Below are 11,433 nucleotides of genomic sequence, written 5' to 3'. Positions count from 1 at the left end.
AAGGACGCGACGACGACATCGGCTGCATGCGCGCCGCGCTAGGCTACTGCGTTGTCGAATGTCGGTCTGGTGGTCATGTCCAACGCAATCCCCTCGTCCTCCGGCCTGGTGCGCGTGCGCGGTGCGCGCGAGCACAACCTCAAGAATGTGGACGTGGACATCCCGCGCGATGCGCTGGTGGTGTTCACCGGCGTGTCCGGCTCGGGCAAGTCGTCGCTGGCGTTCGGCACCATTTTCGCCGAGGCGCAACGCCGCTATCTGGATTCGATCTCGCCCTATGCGCGGCGCCTGATCGACCAGGTGGGCGTGCCGGAAGTGGATGCCATCGATGGGTTGCCGCCGGCGGTGGCCTTGCAGCAGGCACGCGGCGCGCCGAGCGCGCGCTCGTCGGTAGGCAGCGTCACCACCATCTCCAACTCGCTGCGCATGCTGTATTCGCGTGCGGGCAGTTATCCGCCCGGGCAGGACATCATCTATGCCGACGGGTTTTCGCCCAATACGCCGGCCGGCGCCTGCCCTGCCTGTCACGGCCTGGGCCGCATCTACGACGCCACCGAAGCCACCATGGTGCTGGACCGCAACCTGAGCATCCGCGACCGTGCCGTGGCAGCCTGGCCGGGCGCCTGGCATGGTCAAAACCAGCGCGACATCCTGACCACGCTGGGCATCGATGTGGACCTGCCGTGGCACAAGCTACCCAAGAAGACCCGCGACTGGATTCTGTACACCGACGAGCAACCGGTGGTGCCGGTGTACGCCGGCTATGGCCTGGACGAGGTCAAGCGCGCACTCAAACGCAAGGAAGAGCCCAGCTACATGGGCACCTTTACCAGTGCACGTCGTTATGTGCTGCACACCTTTGCCACCACGCAGAGCGCGCAGATGAAAAAGCGCGTGGCGCCGTATCTGGTCAGCACGCTGTGCCCGCAGTGCGATGGCAAGCGGCTGCGACGCGAGGCGCTGTCGGTGACCTTTGCCGGGCTGGATATCGGCGAGCTGTCGCGCAGGCCGCTGGATGAGGTGGCCGAGCTGTTGCGCCCGGCCGCCGATGCCGATGTGCGGCCACAGGCAAAGAAGAAGGGCGTAGCGCAGCACCCGGAACAGGTGATCGCCGCGCAACGGATCGCGGCAGACCTGCGCGCGCGGATCGCCGTGGTGCAGGCACTGGGCCTGGGCTATCTCAGCCTGGAGCGCAGCACGCCCACGCTGTCGCCGGGCGAGCTGCAACGTCTGCGGCTTGCCACGCAGATCCGCTCGCAATTGTTCGGCGTGGTGTATGTGATGGACGAGCCATCGGCGGGCTTGCACCCGGCCGATGCGCAGGCGTTGCTCGGCGCGCTGGACCAGTTGAAGGCTGCGGGTAATTCGGTGTTCGTGGTCGAGCACGAGGTGGATGTGATCCGCCACGCCGACTGGATCGTCGACGTGGGCCCTGCGGCGGGTCTGCATGGCGGGCAGGTGCTCTACAGCGGCCCGCCAGCGGGACTGGAGGCGGTGCAGGCATCGTCCACGCGACGTTATCTGTTCGGCGCGCCACCGGCGGTGCAGCGCCGTGCGCGCACTGCGACCGGCTGGCTGCAGCTGCGCGGCATCACCCGCAACAACGTGCGCGCGCTGGATGTGGACCTGCCGCTGGGTGTGTTTAGCACGGTGACCGGCGTGTCCGGCTCGGGCAAATCGTCGCTGGTGAGCCAGGCGCTGGTGGAATTGCTGGCCGCGCAGTTGGGCCACACCGGCTCTGAAGACGACGACGCACTGGACCCGTTGGAGCGCGGCACGCAGGTGCCGCCGGGTGGGGCGATCGTCGGCGGGCTCGATCAGGTGCGTCGGCTGGTGCGGGTGGATCAAAAGCCGATCGGCCGCACGCCGCGCTCCAACCTGGCTACCTACACCGGGTTGTTCGATCCGGTGCGCAAGCTGTTTGCGGCCACCCCCACCGCGCGTCGTCGCCGCTACGACCCGGGGCAGTTCTCCTTCAACGTGGCCAAGGGCCGCTGCGCGACCTGCGAAGGCGAGGGCTCGGTATCGGTGGAACTGCTGTTCATGCCCAGCGTGTACGCGCCATGCCCCAGCTGTCACGGCGCGCGCTATAACGCCAGAACGCTGGAAATCGAACTGCGCGGGCACACCATCGCGCAGGTGCTGGCGATGACGGTGGATCAGGCGGCGGCTTTTTTTGCCGACGACGCCAGCGTGTTGCGGCCGCTGCAGGTCTTGCGCGAAGTGGGGCTGGGCTACCTGCGCCTTGGACAACCGGCCACCGAGTTGTCCGGGGGCGAAGCGCAGCGCATCAAGCTGGCCACCGAGCTGCAGCGCGCCCAGCGGCGCGACACCGTGTACGTGCTGGACGAGCCCACCACCGGCCTGCATCCGGCCGACGTGGATACCTTGATGACCCAGCTGCAGGGGCTGGTGGATGCCGGCAATACGGTGATCGTGGTGGAGCACGACATGCGCGTGGCCGCCAGCAGCGATTGGGTGCTGGACATGGGACCGGGCGCGGGCGGTGCGGGCGGCAATGTGGTGGTTGCCGGTACGCCGGATGTGGTCGCGCAACAGCGCGCCAGCCGCACGGCGCCGTTCCTGGCCCAGGCGCTGGCCGGGGAGTAGCACGTAGCGACAGCCGATGCGCGGCGGTTGTCGTACATTTGCAACATTCAGCCAGGCCGGCCGCACTATCCCGCAGCGACTCGCCTGGTACAACGCATCGAGTCACTGCGTCGTGCGGCCGCTGCCCGGCCTTGTCATGTCACTGGCGTAGCGCCGCTGCGCCTGCGTGTCGTCCGTGCCCCAGTGGCAGCGGCCCGCTCGGTTTTGTCGTCCACTCAGCCCAACCATTCGCATTGCGCATGCACGCCACCGGCTTGCGCGGACGGCGCGAGCCAGAGATCGAACAGGCCCGGCTCCACGATCGGGGTCATCGCCTGTCCGACAAACGTCAGATGCGCGCGACGCAGCTCGAACTGCGCGGTGACGCTGCCGCCGGCCGGCACCCTGCGCTTGCGGAAGTCCTTGAGCTCGCGCACCGGGCGCACGACGCTGGCAGTGCGGTCGCGCCTCGTCGCAGCTGACGTCGAGTGGTGCACGCAGGCAGACAGAGCGTTGCTGGTCGGAAGATGCGCTCACGCTACATCGGCGCGGTGCCTGGCATGCGGGTCCGGTTCGCATGCGAGGTGGTGGCTTCGGCAGGGCGTGGCGCATGCATCGGGCAGAGGTGGCAACGCACGGATGCAATGCCGACACGCGCACAGGCCGCGCCGGCATCGCAGCGAGGCCGGCTACAAGGCCGATGCCTGCATATCGATCACAAAGCGGTAGTGCGCCTCGTTGGTGTGGACCCGCGCGAAGGCAGCGTTGATGTCCTGCAGCTTGATCAATTCGATATCGGCCACGATGCCGTGCTGTTGGCAGAACGCGAGCATGGTGTGGGTGTCGGTGCCGCCGGTGCCGGAGCTGGTGACCTTGCGGCGGCCCATGGCCAGCAGCACCGGGCGGAAATCCAGCTGGTCGGGCAGGCCCAGCGTGCACAGGGTGCCGTCGAGCGTGAGCGCCTTGAGCATGTCGTTCATGGGGTAGCTGCGCGAGACGGTGTCCAGGATGAAATCGAAGCGGTAGGCCTGTGCCTGCATCTGCGCCGCATCGGTGGAGACCACCACGTCGTGCGCGCCCAGGCGATGCGCTTCGGCGGCCTTCCTGGGCGAGGTGGTGAAGGCGACGACATGCGCACCCATGGCACGGGCGAACTTGATGCCCAGATGGCCAAGCCCGCCGATGCCGACCACGCCCACGGTATGGCCAGGGCCGATGCCGTAGCGGTGCAGTGGCGCAAAGCAGGTGATGCCGGCGCAGAGCAGTGGCGCGGCAGCGGCCGGGTCCAGGCCGTCGGGCAATGGATAGACGAAACGCGCGTCGGACACGTAGTACTGCGAATAGCCACCGCGCGTGCGGCTGCCGTCCACGCGATCCACGCCATCGAAGGTCAGGGTAGGGAACGCATGGCAATACACTTCGTCGTGCGCCTGGCATGGCGCGCAGTGCCGGCAGGAATCGACGATGGTGCCGATCATCACGCGCTGGCCCAGCGTGAAACCTTCGATATCCGCGCCCAGCTCGATCACTTCGCCAACGATTTCGTGGCCGGGCACCAACGGGTATTCGCTGGCCCACTTGTTTACCGAGTGCAGGTCCGAATGGCAGACCCCGCAGAACAGCACCTTGATTGCGACATCGTTGGCGCGCACCGCGCGGCGTTCGAACTGCCATGGCACCATGGCGCCTTCTTTCTCGAGCGCCGCATAGGCGCGGGTGGCGCGGCTGGCGCCGCCGGAGTGCGGATTGGCAGAGGTCATGGCAGTCGCTGTGCTTTACAATTGGCGGAACCTGTAAGGTTTACTCATTTACAAATAATGTCAAGTGTAAAGTCGTCGAAAGTGGCTGCTGCGCCTGTCGCCGCGCCCGCCGAACCCAAGCAGACGCGCGTCATGGAGACCGCGCTGCAGCTGTTCTTGCGGCATGGCTATCGCAAGGTGAGCATGAGCGACATCGCCCAGGCTGCGCAGATGTCGCGGCCGTCGCTGTATGCCGCGTTCCCCAACAAGGAAGCGATCTTTGCCGCCCAGGTAGTGCGTCAGCGCGACATTTGCATGGCTGCAACCGCGCTGCGCGTGCGCGACACCCAGGATCTGCAGACCCAGCTACGGCATCTGTTCGATATCTGGGTGCTGGAGCCGGTGGCGGCGGTGATCGATTCCGAAAACGGGCTGGATCTGCTCGCCAACTGCGGTGTGTACGCGCCCGACGCGCTGGATGCGCTGTACCAGCAGATGGAAGGCACGCTGGTGCAGATGCTGCGCCCGCATGTGGGCGACGACAGCGCGATGTCGGCAGCCGATCTTGCTTACATCCTGCGGCTTGCCACCACCAGCCTCAAGGCCTCGGCGGAGAACGAAGCGGTGCTGCGCCGTTTGATCGCCGGTCTGATCACCATGGCCTTGGCCACGGTGCAGGCGGGGAGTGCGCAGACGCCGGGCAAGAAGAAGTCCTTGCGAGGACGCTGATGCCTGGTATGTGTAGGTGAGTGGTTGCACGCGTCTGCGGTGCGGTGGTGTGGTGCAGTGATGATGTCTGAAAGGCAGTGGCCAGGCGCCGCCGTTGCGCGTGATCAAACGCAAGGCCGGTGATGTCACGCGCCGGATGTCGGCAAGCTGGACCGCCTATCTCCCCCAACCGGTCCGGCCGCAATGGTTTTCGGCCCGACATCGTGCGATGCCGGGCCGCTCACCAGATGCCATTGCATCGCACTGCGGGATCCGCCGATCCCGCCGTCGCGCGCTCAGTCCGCCATCACCTTGTCCGGCGACATCGGCGTGCTGCGGATGCGCTTGCCGGTAGCGTGGAAGATGGCGTTGCAGATGGCTGCCGACACGCCCACCTGGCCGATCTCGCCCACACCTTTGGCCCCCAGGCTGCTGACCACGCGGTCGTCTTCGTCGGCAAAGATCACGTCGATGTCATGGATGTCGGCATTGGCGCAGACGTGGTACTGCGCCAGATCGTGATTCATGAAGCGGCCGAAGCGGTGATCGGCCTGGGTGTGTTCGTGCAGGGCCTGGCCGATACCCCAGACCACACCGCCCACGATCTGGCTGCGCGCAGTGGTCGGATTGAGGATGCGCCCTGCGGCAATCGCACTGACCACCCGCATCACTCGCACGGTGCCCAGTTCTTCGTCCACGCGAACCTCCACAAACACCGCCCCGTGCGTGGCGCGGGTGTATTTGCGCTGCTTGAGCACATTGGGCAGCAGCAGGAACTTGTCTTCGATCTGCTCCAGTTCAGCCGCGCGCAGCAACTCAGGCAATGCAACCGCGCTGCTGGCATCGGCACGCAGCGCAAGCGTGCCGTCGGCAAAGACCACATCGTCCAGTTTGACCCGGGCAAAGCGCGAATCGGGCAAGGCCTGGGCCAGGCGCAGCAGCCGCGTGCGCAATTTGCCGCACACCCCATCCACCGCCGAGCCGATCGTGGCGACATGCGAGGAGCCGCCTTCGATGGGCGCGACAGGCAAGGTGGAGTCGCCGAGCTGGAAGGTCACCTGTTCCAGTGGCAGGCCCAGCGCTTCGGCAGCGATCATCGCCATCACTGTGTAGGTGCCGGTGCCGATGTCGCTGGCGGCACTGCTCACCACCAGTCGACCATCGGCATGCAATACCGCATGGGCGCGCGCAAACATCTGCATCGCATCCCATTGACCGGTGGCCATGCCCCAGCCGACCCACTCGCGGCCTTCCTTGCGCGCGCGCGGCTGCGGCGGGCGGTTTGCCCAGCCAAAGCGCTCTGCACCTTGCTGGTAACACGCGCGCAAGGCCTTGCTGGAAAACGGCTTGTCGTCGGCAGGATTGACCTCGGCGTAATTCTTCAAGCGCAGCGCCAGCGGATCGATGCCCACCTCGTAGGCCAACTCGTCCATCGCCACTTCCAGCGCATGCATGCCATGGGTCGCGCCGGGCGCGCGCATGTCCATCGGGCTGTACTGGTCCAGGCTGACCAGGTTGTAGCCCAAATGCACGTTGTCGCAGGCATATAGCTGCCCGCTCCAGTTGACCACGACCTCGACGTAGTCCTCGATGCGCGAGGTTTCGGCGATGGCCTCGTGCCAGATGGCACGCAAGCTGCCATCGCGGTCGGCGCCGAGCTTGAGCCGCTGCACGGTTTCCGGGCGGTGGCCGAAGGTGAACATCTGTTGCCGTGTCAGCACCACGCGCACCGAACGGTCCAGCAGGATCGAAGCCATCACCGCCAGCGGCAACTGATACTGCGGTCGCAGCCCGGAGCCGAAGGCACCGCCCACGTATGGATTGCGCACGGTGACCTTGCGCTTGCTCAGGCCGAATACATGCGAGACGTACCAACGGCTGTTCTGAGAGCCCTGGGTCTTGTCGTAGATGGTGAAGTGGCCGTCTTCCTCGCGGATCACGGTCGAGGCGAACAACTCCATCGGATTGTGGTGTTCCACGCCGCTGTAGTAGTCGGCCTGCACCTGGACAGCGGCATTGGCAAAGGCGGTGTCCGGCTCGCCCTTGTCCTTGGGCGGCGGCGAGAAACCGGCCTTCATGGCCTTGGGCTTGTGCGCACGGTCCAGGTTGGTCATCAGGTTGGTGTCGTGCGGATCCTGCAGCAGTTCCACTTCCACCAGGTGGGCCGCGTGGCGCGCCGCTTCAAAAGTGTCGGCCACCACCAGGGCGATCGGCTGGCCGCTGTACAGGATCTTGTTGTCGTACAGGGGCCGGAACGGCGAGCCGGCCGGTGCGGTCATGTCCTTGTAGAACACGTCCATGCCGCGCATATGCGGGCGGTTTTCATGGGTGACGATCTCCAGCACGCCGGGCACCGCACGCGCGGCAGCAAGATGGAAGGCGACGATCTCGCCCTTGGCGATGCTGCTGTTGACCACCACGCCATAGGCGAGGTCCGGCACCGGCCACTCGGCGGCATAGCGCGCCTGGCCGGTGACTTTCGCACGTCCGTCGATACGCGGCACAGCGGTGCCGGTAGGGCGAAAGCCGGTGCCTGGATCGGCGACCGGTGGCGTCAATTGGCGGTTGGATAGATCCGTGCTGCGTGCGTTCATGGGGATTCCTCCAGCGCAGTGGTGCGCCCGCGGTTGTCGGTGGTGCCCTCGCGCGCGACCTCCAGTGCGCGCACGATGGCGCGGCGTGCCAACGGCAGCTTGAAGGCGTTTTCGCCCTGCGCCTGTGCGCCTTGCAGCAGGGCGTCTGCCAGACGCGCAAAAGTGTCCGCAGTGGCGGGCGACCCCACCAGCTGCGCTTCTGCGTCGGGATTGCGCCACGGCTTGTGCGCCCCCCCGCCGAGGGCAACGCGCACCTCGCCGATGCTGCCGTCGTCCTTCAGGTCGAGCGCGGCAGCCACCGACACCAGCGCAAACGCATACGACAGACGCTCGCGGATCTTCAGATAAGCGCTGTGCGCGACAAACCGCTGCGCGTCGGGCAGATCGATATGCACGATCAGTTCGTCCGGCGCCAGCGTGCTGTCCAGTTCCGGATGATCGCCAGGCAACCGATGAAAATCGGCAAATGCAATGTCGCGCTCGCCTTGCGGGCCCTGCACATGCACCACCGCGTCCAGCGCCGCCAGGGCCACGCACATATCCGACGGATGCGTGGCGATGCAGTGTGCGCTGGTGCCGAGGATGGCGTTGTATTTGGTCAACCCGCCAATGGCCGAACACCCGCTGCCCGGTGCACGCTTGTTGCAAGGTGTGGCGTGGTCGTAGAAGTACATGCAGCGCGTGCGTTGCAACAGGTTGCCGCCGTTGCTGGCCATGTTGCGGATCTGCGGCGAGGCGCCGGCCAGGATCGCCGCGCTCAGCAACGGGTAGCGCGTTTCGACGTCCGGGTGATACGCAGTGTCGGCGTTGCGCGCGAGCGCGCCCAGGCGCACGCCGCCCTCCGGCAACGCGCTGATGCTGTCCAGCGGCAGGCGATTGATGTCGACTAGGCTGCTGGGTCGCATCAGTTGCAGCTTCATCAAATCGGTGAGGTTGGTGCCGCCGGCGATCAGCCGCACGGGCGCATCCGACGGTACCGGATGCGGGTCGTCGCCGCGCGATGCAATGGCAGCGAGCGCGGCATCCACGCTGTCCGGGCGTGCGTAGCTGAGCGGGATCATGCCGGCACCGTCCCGGGCGTCCACGGCGTGGCAGCGCTGTCGCTGCTGTCGCCGCGCTTGCCCATCACCTCCATCACCGCATCGGTGATCTGCGGATACGCACCGCAGCGGCACAGATTGCCGCTCATCAGTTCACGCACCTGGTCGCGGTCGTGCGCCTTGCCTTCCTTGAGCAGACCGACCGCCGAACACAACTGGCCCGGCGTGCAGTATCCGCACTGGAATGCATCGTGCGCGATGAAGGCGCGCTGCAGGGGATGCAGTTGCTCACCATCGGCCAGGCCTTCGACGGTGGTGATGTCGGCGCCGTCCTGCATGACCGCAAGCGTCAGGCAGCTATTGATGCGGCGGCCGTCGACCAGCACCGTGCATGCACCGCACTGGCCGTGATCGCAGCCCTTCTTGCTGCCGGTGAGATCGAGCCGGTCGCGCAGCAGATCGAGCAGGCTGACCCAGGCTTCCAGTTGCAACTGATAAGGCTGACCGTTGATGCGCAGGTTGACCGGGTAGGTCGGCGCAGCGGCGGCGGCCGGCGCCGTGTGATCGGCAATGGCGGGCGTGGCATTCATGCGAACCCCGTGGCGATGGCTGGGAGGAGGACCCTCACCTTGACCCTCGCAGGGTCAAGGTGCGGTGTAGGGACGGTGTAGATGTAGCGATGCTGCGATCGCGCTTGCGCGGACAAACAGCAGCGCTGTGGCGTTCGCTTGAGCGCATTGCAGTGTCGCGCGATGGGCGATCGGTTGCGCAACGCAGCGGCCTGCAGTGCAGGCAGGCATGCGTCGTGCGTCATCGTGGTGTCACCTGAATTGGCCAGGCTAGCCCGCCCAGCGCAAGGGGAGCGCGCACGATGAAAGCCACTGCCACCCGCGCGTGGACCCAGGTGTTCACGCAGCACGGATCGGTGCTGCGCGGTTTCTTTGTGCGCCGCGGCGCCAAGGAAGACGCCGAGGACCTGGTGCAGGAAACCTATCTCCGCCTGTTGCGTGCGCAGCAGGACCAGGGCGAGGGAATCGCCAACCCGGAAGCCTATCTGTACACGGTGGCGCTGAATCTTGCGCGCGAGCAGGCGGTGCGTCGCAAGCAGGCGCCGTTGCAGATCGAAGAAATGGAACAGTTTTCGCAGTTGCTGGCCGCCGGCGAGGATGTGGAAGATGCCGCGCACCGTCAGCAGCGCCAGCAACGTCTGCAGGCCTTGCTGGCGACCTTGCCGCAGCGCACCTGCGCGGTGCTGGTGATGCAGTACCGCGATGGACTCAGCTATAAGCAGATCGCCGAGCGCATGGGCGTGTCTGCGCACATGGTCAAAAAACATGTGGTGCGTGGGTTGTCGGCTTGCAGGCAGGCAGTTGCCGACAGCGGGGAGAGCTGGTGAGCACGCGCATTCTGGCCACCCGCAGCGCTGCCGGCGAAGCCGCGCACTGGCATGCACTGCACCGCATGCAGGCGCTGGATGCGCAGCAGCAAGCCAGCTTCATGCAATGGCTGACCGCATCGCCGCTGCATGTGCGCGAGTACATGGCCGTGCTGCGCGTCGCCGGCGAGCTGGGCGATGTCTTGCGTGGCATGGAGCTGGATGTGGAGGCCTTGCTCGAGGGCGATCGCCGCACGCGTGCGGCTGCAGCCTCGCCCAATGTGATCGCGTTGCCGTTGCCGTCCCGATTGCCGCAACCACGACCGCCTCGGCACGTGGCGCCTGCGGGCCGTCACGATGGCCAGCGCGGCGTGCGTGGACGTGGCTGGAGCCTGGGCCTGGCTGCGGCGTTGTGCGGCGTGGCGGTCTTGACCGGCTGGGCCTGGCCGCGCACCCAGACCTATGCCACCGCGCATGGCGAGCAGCGCCGTGTGCAACTGGCCGACCGCAGCGTGGTGCATCTGAATGCGCTCAGCAGCGTGCGTGCGACCATGACGCCGTGGAGCCGTCGCCTGCAATTGCTGCAGGGTCAGGCCAGCTTCGAAGTGGCCCGGGACCGCCGTCGGTTGCAGGTGTATGCCGGTTGCCTGCGTGTGGAAGATATCGGCACCACCTTCGATATCGCGTTGTATCGGCAGCAGGCACGCATCGAGGTCACCGAGGGGCGCGTGCACGTGTGGCGCGAAGACCGCAAGCGGCAGCCGATGCTGGCAAACCTGGGTGCCGGGCAGAGCGCACGGATCGACGCGGTGTCCGGCCGGGTCGAAGTGTCCAGCGAGGATGTCGCCGCGATGCATGCGTGGTGGCAGCGGCGCATCGTGTTCCGCGATGTGCCGCTGGCCACCGTGGCCGAGGATTTCAATCGGCTCAATCGCACCCGCCTGCTCATCGACGATGCCGCCGCCGGCGCGTTGCGGCTCACCGGCAACCTGCGCGGCGACGATGTCGCCTCGCTGCGCGCGTTTCTCGACGATCAACCCGACCTGCGCGTGGTCGATGCGCCGGGCGTTCTGCGCGTGAGCAGCACGCCAGCGCAGGGCGCCGCCGCGCGCTGACGACCGTAGCGTGAATGACACCTTCACTGCCAGGTGACGTCTCCGACATGGGCAGTGACGGTGGGCGGCATCGTGTGCGTGCCGCGCTCTGACATCAGCCATGACCCTTTGGCGACCGGCCGGCGTGCGCACGCGTGCAGATGCACCCGCATCGTGCAGGCAGCATGGTACGCCCGCTTGCATGTGCGCTACCGGCGCCCACGTGTCACAGAAAATTCATCAAAAAGCGGTGCCCGATCGTCGCTGTCGTCCCTCGTAGTCCGGGTACAACGC

The 11,433-nt window shown here is 66.5% G+C and carries 9 protein-coding genes; 4 read left to right on the top strand and 5 right to left on the bottom strand.

The window, feature by feature from the left end; translation table 11 throughout:
- Positions 1–75 precede the first annotated feature (75 nt).
- The gene (locus tag Y887_RS03985; protein ID WP_046963229.1) at positions 76–2,610 is read left to right on the top strand and encodes an excinuclease ABC subunit UvrA; all 2,535 of its coding nucleotides are present in this window, start codon (positions 76–78) and stop codon (positions 2,608–2,610) included.
- A gap of 215 nt (positions 2,611–2,825) precedes the next feature.
- On the opposite strand, the gene Y887_RS03980 is transcribed toward Y887_RS03985, so the two are convergent.
- Together Y887_RS03980 and Y887_RS03975 are read right to left on the bottom strand one after the other, a co-directional pair.
- Positions 2,826–3,086: a fibronectin type III-like domain-contianing protein gene (locus Y887_RS03980; RefSeq protein WP_281256826.1), complete on the bottom strand. Its 261-nt coding sequence runs from the start codon at positions 3,084–3,086 to the stop codon at positions 2,826–2,828.
- 192 nt (positions 3,087–3,278) lie between these two features.
- Positions 3,279–4,349, bottom strand: a complete 1,071-nt coding sequence (locus Y887_RS03975; protein ID WP_084725919.1) for an NAD(P)-dependent alcohol dehydrogenase — start codon at positions 4,347–4,349, stop codon at positions 3,279–3,281.
- Between the two features lie 81 nt (positions 4,350–4,430).
- On the opposite strand from Y887_RS03975, the gene Y887_RS03970 reads away from it, so the two are divergent.
- Positions 4,431–5,057 (top strand): TetR/AcrR family transcriptional regulator, encoded by a 627-nt coding sequence (locus Y887_RS03970; protein ID WP_245879343.1) that lies wholly within the window; start codon positions 4,431–4,433, stop codon positions 5,055–5,057.
- Positions 5,058–5,332: 275 nt separating this feature from the next.
- Here the strand turns inward: Y887_RS03970 and Y887_RS03965 are convergent, their stop codons facing one another.
- From Y887_RS03965 to Y887_RS03955, 3 genes are read right to left on the bottom strand one after another with little or no spacing between them, the layout of a single operon-like run.
- Complete coding sequence (locus Y887_RS03965; protein WP_046963116.1) at positions 5,333–7,630, bottom strand: xanthine dehydrogenase family protein molybdopterin-binding subunit; 2,298 nt, start codon at positions 7,628–7,630, stop codon at positions 5,333–5,335.
- Complete coding sequence (locus tag Y887_RS03960) at positions 7,627–8,715, bottom strand: FAD binding domain-containing protein (RefSeq protein ID WP_046963115.1); 1,089 nt, start codon at positions 8,713–8,715, stop codon at positions 7,627–7,629. Before Y887_RS03960 ends, Y887_RS03965 begins: the two co-directional genes overlap by 4 nt.
- On the bottom strand, positions 8,688–9,260 hold the full coding sequence (locus tag Y887_RS03955; RefSeq protein ID WP_046963114.1) for a (2Fe-2S)-binding protein: 573 nt from the start codon (positions 9,258–9,260) through the stop codon (positions 8,688–8,690). The genes Y887_RS03960 and Y887_RS03955 overlap by 28 nt, the downstream gene beginning before the upstream one ends.
- 281 nt (positions 9,261–9,541) lie before the next feature.
- Here Y887_RS03955 and Y887_RS03950 point away from each other — a divergent pair, with 281 nt between their 5' ends.
- A complete protein-coding gene (locus tag Y887_RS03950) occupies positions 9,542–10,066 on the top strand; it encodes an RNA polymerase sigma factor (RefSeq protein ID WP_046963113.1) in 525 nt (174 codons plus the stop codon).
- Complete coding sequence (locus tag Y887_RS03945; protein WP_046963112.1) at positions 10,063–11,160, top strand: FecR family protein; 1,098 nt, start codon at positions 10,063–10,065, stop codon at positions 11,158–11,160. The genes Y887_RS03950 and Y887_RS03945 overlap by 4 nt, the downstream gene beginning before the upstream one ends.
- Positions 11,161–11,433: the final 273 nt, after the last annotated feature.

Origin of the sequence: Xanthomonas pisi DSM 18956 (genome assembly GCF_001010415.1) — a bacterium.
In the GTDB taxonomy this organism is placed as follows: Bacteria; Pseudomonadota; Gammaproteobacteria; order Xanthomonadales; family Xanthomonadaceae; genus Xanthomonas; species Xanthomonas pisi.
The sequence above is the reverse complement of the archived record's forward strand: the minus strand, read 5'-3'. Positions and strand labels throughout refer to the sequence as shown.